This window comes from Streptomyces sp. R-07, assembly GCF_049913175.1.
Taxonomy (GTDB): Bacteria; Actinomycetota; Actinomycetes; order Streptomycetales; family Streptomycetaceae; genus Streptomyces.
Map to the genome: position 1 here is coordinate 4,366,802 of NZ_CP183978.1, position 18,494 is coordinate 4,385,295.

The window sequence follows — 18,494 nt, forward strand, 5'->3', positions numbered from 1 at the left end:
CTGCCCGTCCCCGCTGTGAGACCGACACGAGGGAGACGGACATGCGGAAGCTCACGATCATCGGCGGCGGATTCGCCGGACTGACCGCCGCCATCACGGCCGCCGAGGCCGGCACGCAGGTGACCCTCCACGAGGCGCACCGGACCCTCGGCGGCCGGGGCCGCACCGCCGACGGTCCGTACCGCACCAACGAGGGCCCGCACGCGCTCTACAGCGGCGGCCCGCACTGGACCTGGCTGAAGCAGCGCGGCCTCCTCGGCGCGCTCGCCGCGCTGCCGCCCGCCGAGGCCGTCCGCTTCCGCGTCCACCGCGACGGAGCGCTGCGCCGCACCCCGCCGCTCGGCCTGTTCCGCCAGGCCCGCCGCACCGCCGAACAGGCTCCCGTCGACCTCGACTTCCACACCTGGGCCACCGGTCTCGTGGGCGAGCGCACCGCGCGCGTGGCCGCCGCGTACAGCGGGGTCGCGACCTTCCACCACGACCCCGGCTCCCTCTCCGCCCGCTTCGTGCAGGAGCGCCTCCACCGGTCCACGTCCCTGCCGCCCGAGGCGCACTACATCCGGGGCGGCTGGGGCGAGCTGATCGACCGGATGGCCACGCGCGCGCGTGAGCTGGGCGTGCGGATCGAGACCTCGTCCCGGATCGACACCCTGCCGCTCGACGGAGGACCGGTGATCGTCGCGACCGCCCTGCCGGCCGCCGCCCGGCTCCTCGGCGACCCCTCGCTGACCTGGGAGAGCGGCCGCACGGTCCTGTTCGACCTGGCGCTGCGCACCCGGAAGGGCGACCCGTTCGTGGTCTCCGACCTGGACGCGCCCGGCTGGATCGAGCGGTACACCGCGCAGGACGCCTCGCTGGCCCCGGCCGGGCAGCAGCTGATCCAGGCGCAGCTGCCGATCGGCCCCGACGCTTCGAAGGCGGACGGCGTCGCCCACGCCGAGCGGCTGCTCGACCTCGGTTTCCCCGGCTGGCGCGAACGGACCGTGTGGCGGCGGGAGTCCGTCTCCCAGGGGCGTACGGGCGCGGTGGACCGCCCGGGCGCGACGTGGCGCGATCGGCCGGCCGTCGACCGGGGCGACGGGGTGTATCTGGTGGGCGACCAGGTGGCGGCGCCGGGCGTGCTGGCGGAGGTGTCGTTCACGAGCGCGGTCGAGGCGGTGTCGCTGGCCCTGCGGGCGGAGCTGCTGGACCGCCACCACAAGCACGGCCTTGACCTCAAGCGCGCTTGAGGTCGGAGAGTGGTGCCCCAGTCCACCCGTACGACGACAGGGGAACGGTCATGCACGCCATCCGCCTCCACGCCTTCGGCCCCGCCGAGAACCTCACCTACGAGGAGACGCCCGACCCCGTGCCGGGCCCCGGCCAGGTCCGCGTCCGGGTCGCGGCGGCCGGCGTGCACCTCCTCGACACCACCCTCCGCAAGGGCGCCACGGGCCCCTTCCCCGCGCCCACCGCGCTCCCCACCGTCCCGGGCCGCGAGGTCGCCGGCACCGTCGACGCCCTCGGCGAGGGCACCGACCCGGACTGGCTCGGCCGCCGGGTCGTCGCCCACCTCGGCATGAACCCCGGCGGATACGCCGAACTCGCCGTCACCGACGCCGACCGTCTCCACGCCCTGCCCGACCACCTCGGCGAGGCGGAGGCCGTCGCGATGATCGGCACCGGACGCACGACCCTCGGCATCCTGGGGTTCACCGAGCTCGGCCCCGACTCGGTCGCGATCGTCCCGGCCGCCGCCGGCGGCATCGGCACCCTGCTCGTCCAGTACGCCAAGAACGCCGGTGCAACCGTCATCGGCCTCGCCGGCGGCCCCGTGAAGGTCGCCGTCGTCGAGGCGAACGGCGCCGACCTGGCCGTCGACTACAAGCAGCCCGACTGGGCGGAGAAGGTCCGCGCCTTCCTGGACTCCCTGGGCCGCACCGCCACCGTCCTCTTCGACTCGGTCGGCGGCGACGCCGGGCGCGCCGCCGTCGACCTGCTCGGCAAGGGCGGACAGCACCTGGTCTTCGGCTGGTCCGGCGGCGAACCGCTCACCTTCACCCCGGCGGAACTCGCGGAGCGCGGCATCACCTCGGAGTCCGCCCTCGGCCCCGTCATGATCCAGAAGGCGGGGGGCGACATCCGTACGCTCGAACTCGCCGCCCTCGACGCCGCGTCCACCGGCACCCTCCGCCCGGCCGTCCACCGCTTCCCGCTCGCACACGCGGCGGAGGCCCACCGCGCCCTGGAGAACCGGGGCACGACGGGCAAGGTGGTGCTGGTCCCGTGAGGGACCAGGCGGTCAGACGCCGAGGACGTCCCAGGAGTGCGCCTTGAACTCCTTCAGGAAGTCGGGGTGGTCCTCCCACATCCGGGCGGCGGAGCGCAGCACGTCCCAGTTGTGCTCCAGCGCCTGGTCGACGACCTGTCGCAGCTCGGGCGCCGTCTCCCGCTTCTCCACGAGCCCGTTCACGGCGGACGCGGCCTGCACGGTGTAGCGCAGGGCCCGCAGTGCCCGCGACGTGTCGTCCATGCCGAACCCGTGGTCGCTCCCGTTGGCGGGATCGAAGAGCGGCGTCAACCGTGCCTCGATGAAGCCGGTGATCCGCTGGAACCGCTGCTCAATGTCCATGCCCCTTTCCTACACCGTCGCTCCACCCAGCTCGGCCAGGGCCCCGTCCGTCAGGCGGTAGACCGTCCACTCGTCCTGCGGGCGGGCGCCCAGGGACTCGTAGAAGTCGATCGAGGGCTTGTTCCAGTTCAGGACCGACCACTCCAGGCGCTCGTAGCCGCGCTCGACGCAGATGCGGGCCAGTTCGCGCAGCAGGGCCTTGCCGTGGCCGCCGCCGCGGGCCTCCGGGCGGACGTACAGGTCCTCCAGGTAGATGCCGTGGACGCCGCGCCAGGTCGAGAAGTTGAGGAACCACAGCGCGAAGCCCACCGCCTCGCCCGTCTCCGTCTCGGCGATGTGCGCGAAGGCGGCGGGACGCTCGCCGAACAGGGCCTCGTGGAGCATCTCGGGGCTCGCACGGACCTCGTCGAGGGCCTTCTCGTACTCCGCGAGGTCGCGGATCAGGGCGTGGATGACGGGGACGTCGGCAGGCGTGGCTGTACGGATCATGGGCCCAGCCTGCCCCGGATCAGGCTCTTCTGGCCAGCAGGATCAGCGCGGCGGCCACCTGCTCGGCGGCGAGACCCGGTTCGCCGGCCGGGGGCTTCGGATCGATCGCCGGCCACGGCTCCCGCGCGCCCGCCCGGCCTCACCGTCGAACCTCACCTGCGACCGGACGAGTCCCTCGGGTACGTGGATCACGCTCGGTGCCCCGGCCGGCTCACGCGCGGGAAGCGGGACTGGAGGGACCAGATGGCCGGGTTGTCGGCGAGGCCCTCGTGCATGTCCGTGAGGTCGGCGATCAGGTCGTGCAGGAAGTCGCGGGCCTCGCGGCGCAGCGCGGCGTGGTTGAAGGTGACCGGCGGCTCGTCGCCCGGCATCCAGTCGGCCTCGACGTCCACCCAGCCGAAGCGGCGCTCGAAGAGCATCCGGTCCGTGGACTCGGTGAAGTCGAGCTCCGCGTACTGCGGCTGCGCGGCTCGGCTGCCGCGCGGGTCCTGGTCGAGCTGCTCGACGATGTCGCACAGCGCCCACGCGAAGTCGAGCACCGGCACCCATCCCCAGGCTGTGGACACCTCGCGGTCCGCCTCGGTGTCGGCGAGGTAGACGTCCCCGCAGAACAGGTCGTGGCGCAGGGCGTGGACGTCCGCGCGGCGGTAGTCGGTCTGCGGCGGGTCGGGGAAGCGACGGGAGAGGGAGTAGCCGATGTCGAGCACGGCACCGATGGTGTCACGGCACCGGGCCTGCCTCGTACGCGAGGAGGGTCGGTGGTGTCAGGGGGCCGCGCGTGCCTCGTGCGCGAGGAGGGTCGGTGGTGTCAGGGGGCCGTGCCTGCCTCGTGCGCGAGGAGGGTCGGTGGTGTCAGGGGGCCGTGCCTGCCTCGTGCGCGAGGAGGGTCGGTGGTGGGGGCCGTGCCTGCCTCGTGCGCGAGGAGGGCAGGTGGTGTCAGGGGGCCGCGCCCGCCTCGTGCGCGAGCACCGGACCGGGCCCGGGGGCCGGTGGCGTCACGGCACGAGGCCCGTCTCGTACGCGACGATCACCAGCTGCACCCGGTCCCGCGCGTTCAGTTTGGTGAAGAGGCGCGCCACGTGGGCCTTCGCGGTGGCCGCGCTGATGTGGAGCCGTTCCGCGATCTCGCCGTTCGACAGGCCACGGCCGACGAGGGTGAGGACCTCCCGCTCGCGCTCGGTCACCCCGTCGAGTCCGCGCGGCGGCCGGCGCGCCGGTTCCGGGCGGGCCGCGAACTCCTCGATCAGGCGGCGGGTCACGCCCGGTGCGATCAGGGCGTCGCCCGAGGCCACCACGCGGATCGCGGACAGGATGTCGTCGACGGCCACGTCCTTGACGAGGAAGCCGCTCGCGCCGGAGCGGAGCGCGCCGTACACGTACTCGTCGTCGTCGAAGGTCGTGAGGACGAGGACCCGGGGCGCGTCGGGGCCCGCCGTGACGATCCGGGTGGCCTCGATGCCGTCCATGCCGGGCATCCGGACGTCCATCACCACCACGTCGGGCCCGAGCTCGCGGGCCCGCGCGACCGCCTCCGTGCCGGTGCCCGCCTCGCCGGCGACCTCGATGTCGGGGGTGTCGGCCATGAGGACGCGCAGACCGGCCCGGACCAGGGGCTGGTCGTCGACGAGGAGGACGCGGATCGGGGGGTTCACGGGGTGCGGGTTCCTTCCGGGAGGGCGGTGGGCAGCGGCAGCAGCGCGGTGACGTGGAAGCCGCCGCCGGGGCGGGGTCCCGCGGAGAGGCTGCCGCCGAGGAGCGTGGCGCGCTCGCGCATCCCGACGAGGCCGTAACCGCCCGCGGGGTCCGTGCCGGGCGTGCGGGTCGGGGCGGTGGTGCCGCGGCCGTCGTCGGCGATCTCGACGAGCAGGGTGTCGGTGCGCCGTTCCACCGTCACCCGGCAGGTGGAGGTGGCCGCGTGGCGGACGACGTTGGTGAGGGACTCCTGCACGATCCGGTACGCGGCGAGGTCGACCTCCGGCGGGAGGGAGACGTCGGGGTTGCCGAGGTGCCGCAGGGTGACCCGTACTCCCGCGTCGGCCGTGGACGCGGCGAGCCTTTCCAGGTCGGCGAGGCCGGGCGCCGGGTCGCGCGGTGCGGGGCGGCCGTCGTCGGCGGCGCCCCGCAGCGCGCCCAGGGTGCGGCGCAGGCCGGCGAGGGTCTCCCGGCTGGTGGTCTCGATGGTGGCGAGCGCGTTGCGGGCCTCGGCGGGCTGGGTCTCGATGACCCGGCGGCCGACGCCCGCCTGGATGGCGATGACACCGATGCTGTGCGCGATGACGTCGTGCAGCTCGCGGGCGATCCGGAGCCGTTCGGCGGCGACGGCCTCGGCGGAGGTCGCGGCGCGCAGCTCCGCCGTGTGGCTGCGCCGTTCGCGTACGGACCGGCCGAGGAGCCCGGCGGTGAGCAGTGCGAGCGCGAGCGCGACGACGGTGCTGACGAAGACGTCCTGCCCGGAGGTGGTGTAGGTCGCGACCGCGATCTGCACGACGAGCGTGCCGAGGGCGGTGGGCAGCAGGATCCGGAGCGGACGCAGGGCCGCGATCCAGCCGACGAGGGCGTCGGCGGCGAGCACCGGAAGATAGAGGAGCGCGGCCTCGGGCCGGGTGGTCGCCGCCGCGAACAGCCCGGCGAGCAGCAGCCCGAGAGCCGCGAGCGGGCTGCGGCGCACCAGCGGCAGGGTCAGGCCCACGGTGACGGCGGTGAGGAACAGCCGCAGTTCGGTGGAGCGGTACGGGCCGGTCCGCACGGCGCTGAGGAGCAGGAAGGGGTGCGCGACGGCCGCGCCCCAGGCGAGGGCCGCCGGCACCCGCCCGCCGGCGGGGCGGTCGGTCGGGGTTGCGGGCATGGCCTGATCGTAGGCGCCGCCGCCCGCCGGGACATCGGCCGGCGGGCGTACGCCCCCGGGCCACTCGCTCGCCCCGGTTGTGGCCGCCGAGCCGATGTGCCGGGGGGTGCCGGACCGCGACCGTGGTCCGCATGATCGAAGTCCACGAACTGACCAAGCACTACGGCCGCCGTCCGGTGCGTCTCCTCGGCCGGGGCCCCCGCTCGGGCCGGGACCGCCGCGGCCCCGCGGGACGGGGAGGCCGCGACGGGGCCGAACGACTCCCGGCCGTCGGCCGCCTCGCCGTCGACCGGCTCAGTTTCGGCGTGAAGCCCGGGCGGGTGACGGGGTTCCTCGGGCCCAACGGGGCCGGGAAGTCGACGACCCTGCGGCTGATCCTGGGGCTGAACGAGCCGACGTCCGGGACCGCCACCGTCGGCGGGCGGCGGTTCGGCGAGCTGCCGCGCGGGCTGCGGGACGTCGGGGCGCTGCTCGACGCGCACGACGTGCACGGCGGCCGGACCGCCGAGGCCCATCTCGCGGCGCTCGCCCGCACCAACGGCATCCCGCGCCGCCGGGCCGCCGAGGTCCTCGACGAGGTCGGGCTCGCCGAGGCGGGACGGCGGCGGATCGGCGGCTTCTCGCTCGGCATGAAGCAGCGGCTCGGGATCGCCGCCGCGCTGCTCGGCGACCCGCCCGTGCTCCTCTTCGACGAGCCGGTCAACGGCCTCGACCCGGAGGGCGTGCGCTGGGCGCGCGGACTGTTCCGGCGGCTCGCCGCCGAGGGCCGCACGGTGTTCGTCTCCAGCCATCTGATGAGCGAGATGGAGCACACCGCCGACGACCTCGTCGTCATCGGGCGCGGCCGGCTCATCGCGGCCGAGAGCGTGGCCGCGTTCGCCGCGCGCGGCGCCCGCCGGAGCGTGACCGTGCGGCCGGCGGACCCGGCGGCCGCCGGGGGCCTCGCCGCCGCCCTGGAGGCCGAGGGCGCGACCGTACGGGTGTCCGCGCTCGGGACCGTACGAGAGGCCGTACCGGCGACCGTGCGAGGGCCCGCACCCGCGACCGTCCGCACGCCCGCGGACGCGCCGGCCGTACAAGCGCCCGTACGACACGAGGACGACGGGACCCTCACCGTGACCGGGATGGAAGCGGACCGGATCGGTGTCCTCGCCTTCCGGAACGGCGTCGCGCTCGCCGGACTGACCGCCCACGCCTCCTCCCTCGAAGAGGCGTTCATGGAGCTCACCGCCGACAGTGTGGAGTACCGCTGATGCCCGCCCGTGCCCGTTTCCGTGACCTGCTCGCCGCCGAGTGGATGAAGCTGTGGTCGCTCCGCTCCACGCCCTGGGCCTTCGCCGTCGCCGCGGTCGCCGTCCTCGGCGTCAACCTGAACGCGACCTTCGCCGACTACCGCAACTATCCGCGCTACTCGGAGGGCATCAAGGAGCTCTTCGTGCCGATCTGGGCGATGCGGGACGCGTTCACGCTCGGCGGGTCCCTGGTGTTCACGCTCGCGACCGGTTCCCTCGGCGCGCTGATGATCGTCGGCGAGTACGGCACGGGCCAGATCCGTACGACCTTCGCGGCCGTCCCGGCCCGCCGCGCCGTCGTCGCGGCGAAGACCCTCGTCCTCGCCGTCGTGATGCTGGTGTACGGGGCGCTGGTCGCCGGCGTCTCGTTCGCGGCCACGCAGGCCGTGCTCGACGGCCGGGGCGTCGGCATGGCGATCGGCGACGAGGGGGCGCTCCGGGCCGTCGCCGCCTCGGCGCTCCTCGCGCCCGTGTGCGCGCTCGCCGGGTTCGGGCTCGGGGCGCTGCTGCGGCACACGGCGACGACGATCGTCACCCTGACCGGTGTGCTGCTCCTGCTGCCGGCCCTGATGGACGAGCGCAACCGCTGGGGTGCGACGTTCCTGCACGCCCTGCCGCAGGGCGCGTGGAAGCGGCTCACGGAGGTGGGGGTGCCGCCGGTGCCGGTGGACCACCCGTGGACCGCCGGTGGGGCGTGGACGGTGTACGCGGCCTGGGCGGTGTGCGCGGTGGCGGTGGCCTTCCTCGCCGTCCACCGACGGGACGTCTGAACGGCCCGGATGGTTCCCGGAGGTGATGGATCATCATCCCCTCTTCGGGGCCGGAAGAACCGGGGATGTCCCGGGACGGCCGGGACGCGGGAGCGGCGGGGTGCGGAGCTTAGGTTCGAGAGGTCCCCCGTGCGTTCCGCACCCCTGGAGCAAGGAGTCCGATGGCCGACGAGATGGTGCTGCGCGCCCAGCGATTCATCAACCTCACCTACCAGGACGGTGCCCTGCTCGGCATCCCCAAGCTGGAGGAGGACGGCCGCACGGGGTGGGTCGTCATGTACGCCCTCACCCGTGCCCTGCAGTACGAGATGGGCATCACCACGCTCTCCAACAGCTTCGGCCCGACCACGCTCTCCACGCTCCAGACCAAGTACGGTCAGATCGACGAGAACACGGTCCCGTCCGCGAACTTCTGCCGGGCCATCCAGTCGGCGCTCTACTGCAAGGGCTACGACGGCGGCGAGATCGACGGCACGTACAACTCCCGGGTGAAGGCCGCGGTGGCCAAGCTGAAGGACCAGATGGGCGTCGCCTTCGCCTACCCCGGCACCTCGCTGCAGCCGAAGGTGATCAAGGGCCTCTTCAACATGGACGCGTACGTCAGCGTCAACGCCGGCTCCGACACCATCCGCGCGATCCAGCGCTGGCTGAACGGCCAGTACGTCCAGCGCAAGGACTTCTTCATCATCCCCTGCGACGGCCACCACTCGCGTGACGTGGCCAAGTCGATGCTCTTCGCCATCCAGTACGAGATCGGCATGGCCGACGGCGTCGCGAACGGCGCCTTCGGGCCGGGCACCCAGGCCGGCCTGAAGAACCACACCCTGTCGGTCGGCTCGTCCGGCGTGTGGGCGCAGCTGTTCACCGCGGCCATGGTGCTCAACCGCCGCTACCTCTTCTTCGAGAGCACGTTCACCGACTCCCTGGCCTTCAGCGTCCGTGCCTTCCAGGAGTTCATGGAGCTGGACATCACCGGGCAGGCCGACTACCGGACCTGGGCCTCGCTCCTCGTCTCGTACGGCGACCAGACCCGTGTCGGCACGGCCTGCGACGGCGTCACGAAGATCACCCCGGCCCGCGCGCAGGCCCTCAGGGACGCCGGCTACCTCTACGTCGGCCGCTACCTGTACAACGCCTCCACCACCTCCCTGCCGGAGAAGGAGATCCAGCCGGGCGAGCTGGACACCATCAAGGCGTACGGGCTGCGCTGTTTCCCGATCTACCAGACGTGGGCGCGCTCGGTCGACTACTACAGCACCGCGCAGGGCGCCTCCGACGTGCGGACCGCCGCCTACAAGGCGCAGGAGCACGGCTTCAAGAACGGCACGCGGATCTACTTCGCCGTCGACTACGACGCCGTCGACGAGGAGGTCACCTCGAACGTCCTGCCGTACTTCCAGAGCGTCCGGGCCGAGATGACCCGGCTCGGCAGCCCGTACAAGATCGGCATCTACGGCCCGCGGAACGTGTGCGCGCGGGTGATCGAGAAGGACTACGCGGACTCTTGCTTCGTGTCGGACATGTCGTCCGGCTTCTCCGGCAACCTCGGCTACCCGATGCCGGACAAGTGGGCCTTCGACCAGATCGTCACCAAGAAGATCGGCTCCGGCGACGGCCTCATCGAGATCGACAACAACATCGCCTCGGGCTGGGACAACGCCCAGGGCGACTTCCTGCCCCGGCCCGCGGAGAAGCAGGACATCGGCTTCAGCCTCACCTACTGGGACGCGCTCCTGTCCGAGATCCAGGCCTACATGGCGTCGATCGGCCGGCCCGGCGGCGAGCGGATGTACACCCTCCAGCAGTGCCTGGAGACGATCATCAGCTTCGACACCACGGTCAGCTCCTCGGCCCGGGCCTTCCGCATGCGCAAGGCCCTCATCCAGACCACGGCCTTCTGGGAGTTCGCCCACTACAGCCAGAAGGACCTGATCGAGGACGCCGGCGTCTGGTACTACCACGAGGGCCTCATCCCGGACTGGGCCAAGGACCTCCCCGTCGTCGACAGGCTCGTCGACTCCAGCACCGGCATAGCCAAGATCTCCGGGCGCACCTGCATCCTGTCCCGGAACAACGCGATCAACTCCGGGATCCTGGAGGGCGACCTCATGGACTCCACCAGCGACACCGACCGCTGGACCATGTGGAAGAAGGTCAACCAGGACAACGCGTACAACCTGAGCACCGTCCCGTACCTCCACATCTGGGGGGCCGACGGCAAGCCGGGAGACCACGCGGAGACCCCGATCCGCCGCCCCGCCCTCGACTACACCGAGACGGAGATCTTCGAGGTCCTGCGCCGCTACCAGGGCTTCGGTGACGAGGCGGTGGCGGACAACCAGCTGCGGATGCCGCTCTACGCGATCTTCGAGAAGTACAACCGCATCATCCGGGAGTCCTGACACCCCGTGGCCACCGCCGCCCCCTCCGCCGCCCTCGCCGCCGCCGTGCCGTCCGACCCCTGGGCGGGGCACGACTTCGGCGTCCTGCTGACCGTCCTGTTCTGCGGGGCGGCGGCCCTGGCGGGCCTCACGGCCTACCTGGGATCGCGGCTCGCCCCACGGGCCCGCCGCCGGTACACCCCGGCGCGGGTGGTGCGGGACGCGTCGCTCGCCGCGGTGGCCGCGGGCATCGCCCTCTACCTCTGGGGCTGTCTGCACGTCCTGTTCCTGGAGGACCAGGAGCAGGCCGCGCAGTGCGAGCTGCACCGGCCCCCGGGGCTGCCCGCCCTCGTGGGCCGCAGGGGGGACTTCATCCCCCTGCGGCTCGTCTGCGAGGCGTCCGACGGCCGTGACTACACCGTCGTCATCCCCGACTTCATCAACCCGACCCTCGCCGTCCTGCTGCTGCTCGCCCTCCTCGGCGCCGTGACCGCCACCCTCCTGCACCGCGCGCAGCGCACGTCCGCACGGCACGTCCACACGGAAGAAAGGCCGACCCGTTGACCCACACCGGCATCACCCGCAGGCGGACCCTCCTCGCCACCGCCGGCGTCACCGCCGCCGCGAGCCTCGGCACCACCGGGCTCCTCGCCTCACCGGCCGCCGCCGCCCCGGCCGGCGCCCAGGCCTCCGCCGCCGTGCCGCCGCAGCCCGTCGGGAACGACGCGCTGAAGGAGGCGCTGCGCCGCGCCCAGGCCCGCAACCGCCACATCTTCACCGGCCGGCCGTCCGCCAACGGCTGGGAGATGCAGAAGGCCGTCGACGTCGACGGCGGCGACATCGCCACCCGCTCCGTGCCCGGCACCGGGCTGCGCGTGGCCGTCCGCACGGGCGAGCCCGAGGCGCTCCTGTTCCACGTCGTGCGCCGCTTCCACTACGAGGTCGACGCCCTCGGCCTGGGCGGCGAGCCGGACGCGCTCACGGGCTGGGTGGCTCCCGCCACCGTCCGGGACGGCCGGCTCCCCGAGTCGAACCTGGCCTCCGGCACCGCCGTCGTCATCCGTCCCGGCTCCTACCCGCCGAAGGTACGGGGCGGATTCACCGCCGCCCAGCAGCAGGTCATCCGGGACGTCCTCGCCGACACCGAGGGCCTCGTCCGCTGGGGCGGCGACGACCGCCGCGCCTACGAGGGGCTGTTCTACCTCGTCGCGCGGCCCGGCGCGGACGCGCTGGCGCGGGTCGCGGACAAGCTCCGGGCCTGGGACGAGACCCCGGGCCTCGGCGCCGGGGTGGTGCCCGACGTGACGGAGCCGGCCCGCCGCCGCCGGGCCGCCCGCTACAGCTGAGGGGGACACGCCCGCTACGGCTGAGGGGACATGCCCGCTCCACCTGACGGGCCCGCCGGTGACATCCGACGGGTCCCGTCACATCCGACGGGTCCCGTCACATCCGACGGGTCCCGTCACATCCGACGGGCACGCGCGGTGCACGGCCGCCCCTGTACGGGGGTCAGCGGCGGCCGTGCACCGCGCGTGCCACCCGCGGCCCGAGCCAGCGCTTGAGCCGCCGCAGCGCCTCCAGCTGCTCGGCCGCCCGGTCGATCCGGTAGTACAGCTGCGGCGGGACGTGCGGCAGCAGCGGCGAGTGGCGCTGCCCGAGGAGCGCGAACATCTTGGCCGGCTCCAGGCCCATGTAGCGCGGCAGGTTCTCGTACCACTGGGCGCTGTAGCGGGCGGCGCTCTGCGCGGAGACCAGCTCGGCCCGCCGCCGCTTCCCGTACGCCGTGAGGGCGGCGTCCAGGTCGCCGGGGGCGCGCAGGGCGTCCGCGAGGGCGAGCGCGTCCTCCAGGGCCAGGGTGGTGCCCGCGCCGATCGAGTAGTGCGTGGTGTGGGCGGCGTCGCCGAGGAGCACCAGGTTGCCGCGGTGCCAGACCCGGTTGGTGAGGGTGCGGAAGGTGAGCCACTGGGCGGCGCCGTCGGCGCGCTCGCGGCCGATCAGCTCGTGCCCGTCGAGGAGGTCGTGGAAGAGCTTCTCCAGGAGGTTCAGGCTGTCGGCCTCGTCGCGCGTGTCGAGACCGAGGCCGGTCCAGGTCTCCGGGGAGCACTCGACGACGCAGGTGGACCGCTCGCCGCTGAACCCGTAGGCGTAGCACCAGATCCAGCCGTGCTCGGTCTCCTTGAAGGCGAAGCTGAACGAGTCGAAGACCTTGGTGGTGCCGAGCCAGATGTACTGGTTGCGGCCGCTCGTGACCTCGCTGCCGAAGTGGCCGGCGTGGGCCTCGCGGAGCGCGCTGTTGACGCCGTCGGCGGCGACGACCAGGTCCGCGCGGGCCAGTTCGGGCGCGTCGGGGCCGGGGATGTCGTGCTCGAACTCGACCCGCACGCCGAGCTCCTCGGCGCGGTCGGAGAGCAGGGCGAGCATCCGCCGCCGCCCGATGCCGAAGCCCGCGTCGCCGCGGTGGACGGTCCGCTCGTCGCGGACGATGGCGACCCCGTCGTTCCAGGTGACGGAGGCCTCGGCGACGGCCGCCGCGGACTCGGGGTCACCCGCGCGCAGCTTGTCGAGGAGCCCGGCCCAGTAGGTGACGCCCCAGCCGTACGTGGAGCCCTCGGGGTTCCGTTCGTACACGGCGATGTCGTGGGACGGGTCCTGCCGCTTCAGCAGGATCGAGAGGTAGAGGCCGGCGGGTCCGCCGCCGACGATCGCGAGCTTCACGTGCGCTCCCACTGAGACATGACACCGTGCGGTCGAATGACGACGCACCGTAGCAGTGGGGACGGGTCGATGCCCCGGAACGGCACCCAGGTCCAGCCCTACGGATGACGGCCTGCCTACGGCAGCAGGCGGCGTTCCTTCGCCACGGCGACCGCGCCCGCGCGGGTGTCGACGCCGAGCTTGGCGTAGATCCGGCCGAGGTGGGTCTTCACCGTCGCCTCGCTGATGAACAGGGCCCGCGCGATCTCCCGGTTGCCGAGACCCCGCCCGAGCTGCCCGAGGATGTCCCGCTCCCGGTCGGTGAGGCTCGGTCCCGCCGCGCCCCGCATGCGGTCCATGACCCGGCTGGCGACCGGCGGGGACAGGGCCGTGCGGCCCTGGGCGGCGGAGTGGATCGCGGCGAACAGCTCCTCGGGCCGCTCCGCCTTCAGGAGGTAGCCCGTCGCGCCCGCCTCGATCGCCCGCGTGATGTCCGCGTCCGTGTCGTACGTGGTGAGGACGAGGACGTGGACACCGGTGGGCGCGATCCGCCGGGTCGCCTCCACGCCGTCGATGCCCGCGCCGAGCTGGAGGTCCATCAGGACCACGTCCGGCTTCAGCTTCGCCGCCATGGCGACGGCCTCCTCGCCGCTGCCCGCCTCGCCCACCACCTCGATGTCGGGGGTGCTGCCGAGCAGCGCGAGCAGGCCGGCGCGGACGACGACGTGGTCGTCGCAGAGGAGGATCCGTACGGACATCAGGACTCCAGGGAGAGCGGGATCGCGGCGGAGAGCACCGTGCCCTCGCCCGGGGTGGACTCGACCGTCAGGGTGCCACCGAGCTGCTGGGCGCGCACCCGCATCGCGGGCAGGCCGTGACCGCGCTCGGCCTGTTCGCGCGCGAGCGCCGGGTCGAAGCCGCGGCCGTCGTCGGCGACGTCCAGGACCACCTGGTCGTCGAGGTAGGTGAGGGTCAGGGCGGCGGAGTCGGCACCGGCGTGCTCGCGGATGTTGGCGAGGGCGCCCTGCGCGATCCGCAGCAGCGCCGACTGCACCCGCTCGGGCAGCGGCGTGGTCGTGCCGTCGACGCGGAAGGCGGCCGACTCGCGGGCGGCGAGGCCGCGCAGGGCCTCCTCCAGGCCGCCGCCCCCGGCGAGGTCGGCGGGGGCGAGGTCCTGCACGAAGCGGCGGGCCTCGGCGAGGTTGCGTTCGGCGATGGACTCGGCGGTGCGGACGTGCCGGCGCGCGGTGAACGGGTCGCTGTCCCAGGTGCGGTCGGCGGCCTGGAGGAGCATCTGCTGGCTGGACAGGCCCTGCGCGAGGGTGTCGTGGATCTCCATGGACAGTCGCTGGCGCTCGGCGAGGGTGCCCTCGCGGCGTTCGATCGCGGCGAGTTCGCGGCGGGTGCGGATCAGGTCGTCGATGAGCGCCCGCTGCCGGGCGGCCTGCCGGTCGGAGTGGACGAAGACGCCGGTGGCGAGGGCGGCGACGGCCGGCGGGGCGACGATCAGGTTCGGGTCCCAGCCGCCGTGCGAGAGCTGGACCTGCGCGAAGACCACGAAGGCGGTGAGCAGCGCGACGAGGCCGAGCGCGGCGCGCGGCGGGAGGGTGCGCAGGCCCGTGTAGAAGAGCGGCACGGCACACCAGGCGAAGCTGGGTGCGAGGACGACGAGGACGACCCAGACGGCGACGACCGTGCCCAGCCAGGCGATGCGGCGCGGGGTGGCGCGGGTGCCGAGCACGGGGCCGAGCAGGTAGAGGGAGGCGAGCGTGCCGGTGAGGGCGATGATCCAGGGGCTGCGGGCCTCCCACTCGTGCCGCAGCAGGAAGCGGGCGAGGGAGGCGCCGAGCAGCAGGAAGAACGCGATGTGCATGACCCGCGCCAGCCAGCGGGCGTCCGGGTCGTGCCTCGTGGGCCGGGTCACCGTGCCGCCTCCTGTCTTCCGCCCTGGATGGCCTTCCTGACCTGGGTGTACGTGTCCATGGTGGCCCGGAGGGACCAGTCGGGCATCAACCGATCGGCTGACAGACCCGTCGTCCGGTGTGCGCGTGGAGGGCAGCCGGACCGTGGACCGGTGGGCGCCGGTTCCGGCCGGAGGATGGGAGGCAGAGCGAAGGACGGACCACCGGCCCCACGGTCCGCATCGGCCGCTCGAAGGTTTCCTCTCCTCATCCCTACGGAGTCCCTCATGAAGAAGATCCTCCTCGGTGCCACCGCCGCCGTCGTCGCCGCCGGTACCTTCGGCGTGGTCTCCGCGAACGCCGCCGCCCCGGCCGCCGCTCCCGCCGCCGTCATGGCCGACGCGGACAACGGCAACCTCCAGACGTCGACGCACCTGACGATCGAGGCCGCCACGAAGGCCGCGCAGGCGACGCTGGACGCGGCCGAGAAGGAGAACCAGCGGGTCTCGGTCGCGGTGGTCGACCGCAACGGCAACACCCTCGTGACCCTGCGCGGCGACGGCGCCGGCCCGCAGTCCTACGAGTCGGCCGTGAAGAAGGCGTACACCGCGGTCTCCTGGAACGCCCCGACCTCCGAGCTGGCCAAGCGCCTCACCAACGCGCCGACCCTGAAGGACATCCCCGGCACCCTCTTCCTCGCCGGCGGCGCCCCGGTGACCGCCAAGGGCGCGCCGATCGCGGGCATCGGTGTCGCCGGTGCCCCGTCGGGCGACCTCGACGAGAAGTTCGCGCAGGCCGGCGTCGCCTCCCTCGCGAAGTAACACCCCCAGCTGGTGGTGGCGCCCGGATCCCCCGCCGGGCGCCACCACCTTTTTCGTTTTTGACCTTTTAGGATCGGTACGTGTCACAGCGCAGCCGGACCGCAGTCCTCGCCCTCACCGCGGCCCTCGCGCTGCTCGCGGGCGGCTGCGCCGAGGCGGGCGGCGTCCGGGGCACCCCCGGCTCCGCCGGGCTGCGCGACCCGCTCTTCCCGAAGCTCGGCAACGGCGGCTACGACGTCGGGCACTACGGCCTGACCCTCGCCTACGACCCCGCCTCCGGCCGCCTCGACGGCACCGCCGAGATCACCGCCCGCGCCACCCAGGACCTCAGCGCCTTCAACCTCGACCTCGCCGGCCTCACCGTGCGCGGCGCGACCGTCGACGGCGCCCCCGCCGCGTACAACCGGGCCGGGAACGAACTGACCCTCCGCCCGCACAAGGATCTCCCCGAGGGGAAGCAGTTCCGGGTCACCGTCACCTACTCGGGCGTGCCCGAGCCGCTCACGGACGCCGACGGCTCGAAGGAGGGCTGGCTGCGCACGGCCGGCGGGGCGGTCGCGGTCGGCGAACCGGCCGGCTCCATGACCTGGTTCCCCGGCAACCACCACCCCTCCGACAAGGCCGCCTACGACCTCACGCTCACCCTCCCCGCCGGACTCGACGGCCTCTCCAACGGCGTCAGGACCGCGCGGCGGACGGAGGCGGACGGGCGCGTCACCACCGTGTGGCACACCGCCGAGCCGATGGCGAGCTACCTCGCGACGGTCGCGATCGGCCGGTACGAGACGGGGACGGCGACCGCCCTCGGCTCCGTGCCCGTCCTGACCGCCGCCGAGTCCCCGGCCGCCGCGGGCAGCGCCGCGCTGCGGGGCGAGATCCCCGGGATCCTCGCCCGTCAGGTGAAGAGCTTCGGCCCGTACCCCTTCTCGGCCGCGGGGGCCGTCGTCACGCAGGACGGGACCCTCGGCTACGCCCTGGAGACCCAGACCCGGCCCGTCTTCCCGGCCTCCTCCTTCGACCGGACGACCCTCGTCCACGAGCAGGCCCACCAGTGGTTCGGCAACTCGGTCACGCCCGCGACCTGGCGGGACATCTGGCTGAACGAGGGCTTCGCGACGTACGCGGAGTGGCTGTACACGGAGGAGTACGAGCACGTCCCGGCCCGGACCCACTTCGCGCGGGCCTTCGCCCAGGACGCCAACTGGGCGTTCCCGCCCGCCGCCCCGCCCGCCGCCGGGAACCTCTTCGACCCGCCCGTGTACCAGCGGGGCGCGATGGTCCTGCACAAGCTGCGCGAGACGGTCGGCGACCGCGTCTTCGGCGAGATCCTGCGCGGCTGGCCCGCGAAGTACCGCCACGCCAACGCCACCACGGACGACTTCACGACGTACGCGGAGAGCGTGGCGGGCCGTGACCTCGACGCGCTGTGGCAGGTATGGCTGTACGGCGACGAGAAGCCGGACCGGCCCTAGACCAGGGACTTCCGCATCACGACGCACGGGCGGCCGTGGGCGCGGTCCGGGCGGCGGGCCGTCTCCTCGTAGCCGAGCGCGGTCCAGAAGGCCAGCGCCTTCGGGTTGTTCTCCAGGACGGCGAGCCGCAGCCCGGTGCGCCCGTCGGCGCGGAAACGGTCCTCGACGTACGCGGCGAGCCGGCGGCCGTGGCCCGCGCGCCGCTCGTCCGCGTGGACCATGAGCAGCCCCAGCCACGGGTCGGGATCGGCCGGGTCGGGGTGGCGTCCCAGGGTCACGGCGACGGCCACGAGCCGGCCCTCGGAGCGGGCGAGGAGGACCTCGGCGGCCGGCTGGGCGAGCTCGTCGGCGAGCGCGGCCGCGACCTGCTCGGGCCGGATGTCGGACGGATCCGGGAAGTCGCCGCTGAGCTGCTGGAACTCCTCGTTGGAGGCGTAGAGCGCGGTGAGCTCGGTGAGGAGCGCGCCCGGGAGGGCGGCGCCGTCCTTCAGGGCCTTGGGGGCGAGGGCTTCGACGATCACGCCGAAAGGGTAGAGCCCCGGCCGGTGTGTCCCGGCCGGGGCTCTGCGTGCGCGCGACGCGTGCGCGACGTGTGCGCGACGGATCAGAGGTTGACGCCGAAGTCGCGGGCGATGCCCTCGAGGCCCGAGGCGTAGCCCTGGCCCACGGCGCGGAACTTCCACTCGGCGCCGTTGCGGTACAGCTCGCCGAAGACCATGGCCGTCTCGACGGCGGCGTCCTCGGAGAGGTCGTAGCGGGCGAGCTCGGCGCCGCCGGCCTGGTTCACGATGCGGATGTACGCGTTGCGCACCTGGCCGAAGTTCTGCGAGCGGGACACCGCGTCGTAGATGGAGACCGGGAAGACGATCTTGTCGACGTTCGGCGGGAGGGCCGCGAGGTTGACGTTGATCTGCTCGTCGTCGCCGCCGCCCTCACCGGTGCGGTTGTCACCGGTGTGCACGATGGTCTGGTCCGGCGTCGACTTGTTGTTGAAGAAGACGAAGTGCGCGTCGGAGGCGACCTTCCCGGCGGCGTCCACGCCGATCGCGGAGGCGTCGAGGTCGAAGTCGGTGCCGGTGGTCGTGCGGACGTCCCAGCCGAGGCCCACGGTGACGGCGGCGAGGCCCGGGGCCTCCTTGGTCAGGGAGACGTTGCCGCCCTTGGACAGGCTCACAGCCATGGAAAGTCCCTTTCATCGTGAAGTCTTCGCCTGGAGAA

At 73.5% G+C, this 18,494-nt stretch carries 19 protein-coding genes; 9 read left to right on the forward strand and 10 right to left on the reverse strand.

Going from position 1 to position 18,494, the window contains the following annotated elements; translation table 11 throughout:
- Nucleotides 1–41 precede the first annotated feature (41 nt).
- Entirely contained in the window at nt 42–1,229 is a 1,188-nt protein-coding gene (locus tag ACN9M0_RS19975; RefSeq protein WP_366038863.1) for an NAD(P)-binding protein, read from the forward strand.
- Nucleotides 1,230–1,279: 50 nt separating this feature from the next.
- Nucleotides 1,280–2,269: a zinc-binding dehydrogenase gene (locus ACN9M0_RS19980; RefSeq protein ID WP_426403977.1), complete on the forward strand. Its 990-nt coding sequence runs from the start codon at nt 1,280–1,282 to the stop codon at nt 2,267–2,269.
- A 12-nt stretch (nt 2,270–2,281) separates the two neighbouring features.
- Here the strand turns inward: ACN9M0_RS19980 and ACN9M0_RS19985 are convergent, their stop codons facing one another.
- The 5 genes from ACN9M0_RS19985 to ACN9M0_RS20005 form a co-directional block, all read right to left on the reverse strand.
- Nucleotides 2,282–2,611, reverse strand: a complete 330-nt coding sequence (locus ACN9M0_RS19985; protein WP_366038866.1) for a hypothetical protein — start codon at nt 2,609–2,611, stop codon at nt 2,282–2,284.
- Nucleotides 2,612–2,620: 9 nt separating this feature from the next.
- Nucleotides 2,621–3,100, reverse strand: a complete 480-nt coding sequence (locus ACN9M0_RS19990) for a GNAT family N-acetyltransferase (protein WP_366038867.1) — start codon at nt 3,098–3,100, stop codon at nt 2,621–2,623.
- Nucleotides 3,101–3,288: 188 nt separating this feature from the next.
- Complete coding sequence (locus tag ACN9M0_RS19995; protein ID WP_366038868.1) at nt 3,289–3,807, reverse strand: hypothetical protein; 519 nt, start codon at nt 3,805–3,807, stop codon at nt 3,289–3,291.
- A gap of 288 nt (nt 3,808–4,095) precedes the next feature.
- Nucleotides 4,096–4,752, reverse strand: coding sequence for a response regulator (locus tag ACN9M0_RS20000; protein WP_426403978.1), 657 nt, complete (start codon nt 4,750–4,752; stop codon nt 4,096–4,098).
- On the reverse strand, nt 4,749–5,945 hold the full coding sequence (locus tag ACN9M0_RS20005; RefSeq protein ID WP_399700963.1) for a sensor histidine kinase: 1,197 nt from the start codon (nt 5,943–5,945) through the stop codon (nt 4,749–4,751). Before ACN9M0_RS20005 ends, ACN9M0_RS20000 begins: the two co-directional genes overlap by 4 nt.
- Nucleotides 5,946–6,076: 131 nt before the next feature.
- Here ACN9M0_RS20005 and ACN9M0_RS20010 point away from each other — a divergent pair, with 131 nt between their 5' ends.
- The 5 genes from ACN9M0_RS20010 (at nt 6,077) to ACN9M0_RS20030 (ending at nt 11,734) form a co-directional block, all read left to right on the forward strand.
- A complete protein-coding gene (locus ACN9M0_RS20010) occupies nt 6,077–7,198 on the forward strand; it encodes an ATP-binding cassette domain-containing protein (protein WP_426403979.1) in 1,122 nt (373 codons plus the stop codon).
- Nucleotides 7,198–8,007 (forward strand): ABC transporter permease subunit, encoded by an 810-nt coding sequence (locus ACN9M0_RS20015; protein ID WP_366038872.1) that lies wholly within the window; start codon nt 7,198–7,200, stop codon nt 8,005–8,007. Before ACN9M0_RS20010 ends, ACN9M0_RS20015 begins: the two co-directional genes overlap by 1 nt.
- A 161-nt stretch (nt 8,008–8,168) precedes the next feature.
- Complete coding sequence (locus ACN9M0_RS20020) at nt 8,169–10,409, forward strand: glycoside hydrolase domain-containing protein (protein WP_366038873.1); 2,241 nt, start codon at nt 8,169–8,171, stop codon at nt 10,407–10,409.
- A gap of 6 nt (nt 10,410–10,415) precedes the next feature.
- The gene (locus ACN9M0_RS20025; RefSeq protein WP_366038874.1) at nt 10,416–10,952 is read left to right on the forward strand and encodes a hypothetical protein; all 537 of its coding nucleotides are present in this window, start codon (nt 10,416–10,418) and stop codon (nt 10,950–10,952) included.
- Complete coding sequence (locus tag ACN9M0_RS20030) at nt 10,949–11,734, forward strand: hypothetical protein (RefSeq protein ID WP_366038875.1); 786 nt, start codon at nt 10,949–10,951, stop codon at nt 11,732–11,734. Before ACN9M0_RS20025 ends, ACN9M0_RS20030 begins: the two co-directional genes overlap by 4 nt.
- A gap of 163 nt (nt 11,735–11,897) precedes the next feature.
- Here ACN9M0_RS20030 and ACN9M0_RS20035 read toward each other — a convergent pair whose 3' ends face one another.
- The 3 genes from ACN9M0_RS20035 to ACN9M0_RS20045 all read right to left on the reverse strand — a co-directional run bounded on the left by ACN9M0_RS20035 (nt 11,898) and on the right by ACN9M0_RS20045 (nt 14,955).
- Entirely contained in the window at nt 11,898–13,103 is a 1,206-nt protein-coding gene (locus ACN9M0_RS20035; protein ID WP_366038876.1) for an FAD-dependent monooxygenase, read from the reverse strand.
- 116 nt (nt 13,104–13,219) lie between these two features.
- Nucleotides 13,220–13,840: a response regulator gene (locus tag ACN9M0_RS20040; RefSeq protein WP_015035223.1), complete on the reverse strand. Its 621-nt coding sequence runs from the start codon at nt 13,838–13,840 to the stop codon at nt 13,220–13,222.
- Complete coding sequence (locus ACN9M0_RS20045) at nt 13,840–14,955, reverse strand: sensor histidine kinase (RefSeq protein WP_399701043.1); 1,116 nt, start codon at nt 14,953–14,955, stop codon at nt 13,840–13,842. Before ACN9M0_RS20045 ends, ACN9M0_RS20040 begins: the two co-directional genes overlap by 1 nt.
- Before the next feature lie 315 nt (nt 14,956–15,270).
- On the opposite strand from ACN9M0_RS20045, the gene ACN9M0_RS20050 reads away from it, so the two are divergent.
- Complete coding sequence (locus ACN9M0_RS20050; protein ID WP_426403980.1) at nt 15,271–15,804, forward strand: GlcG/HbpS family heme-binding protein; 534 nt, start codon at nt 15,271–15,273, stop codon at nt 15,802–15,804.
- 80 nt (nt 15,805–15,884) lie between these two features.
- Nucleotides 15,885–17,276, forward strand: coding sequence for a M1 family metallopeptidase (locus ACN9M0_RS20055; protein ID WP_426403981.1), 1,392 nt, complete (start codon nt 15,885–15,887; stop codon nt 17,274–17,276).
- On the opposite strand, the gene ACN9M0_RS20060 is transcribed toward ACN9M0_RS20055, so the two are convergent.
- The gene (locus ACN9M0_RS20060; RefSeq protein WP_426403982.1) at nt 17,273–17,797 is read right to left on the reverse strand and encodes a GNAT family N-acetyltransferase; all 525 of its coding nucleotides are present in this window, start codon (nt 17,795–17,797) and stop codon (nt 17,273–17,275) included. The genes ACN9M0_RS20055 and ACN9M0_RS20060 overlap by 4 nt on opposite strands.
- A gap of 83 nt (nt 17,798–17,880) precedes the next feature.
- Nucleotides 17,881–18,456, reverse strand: coding sequence for a TerD family protein (locus tag ACN9M0_RS20065; protein ID WP_073911578.1), 576 nt, complete (start codon nt 18,454–18,456; stop codon nt 17,881–17,883).
- Nucleotides 18,457–18,494 lie beyond the last annotated feature (38 nt).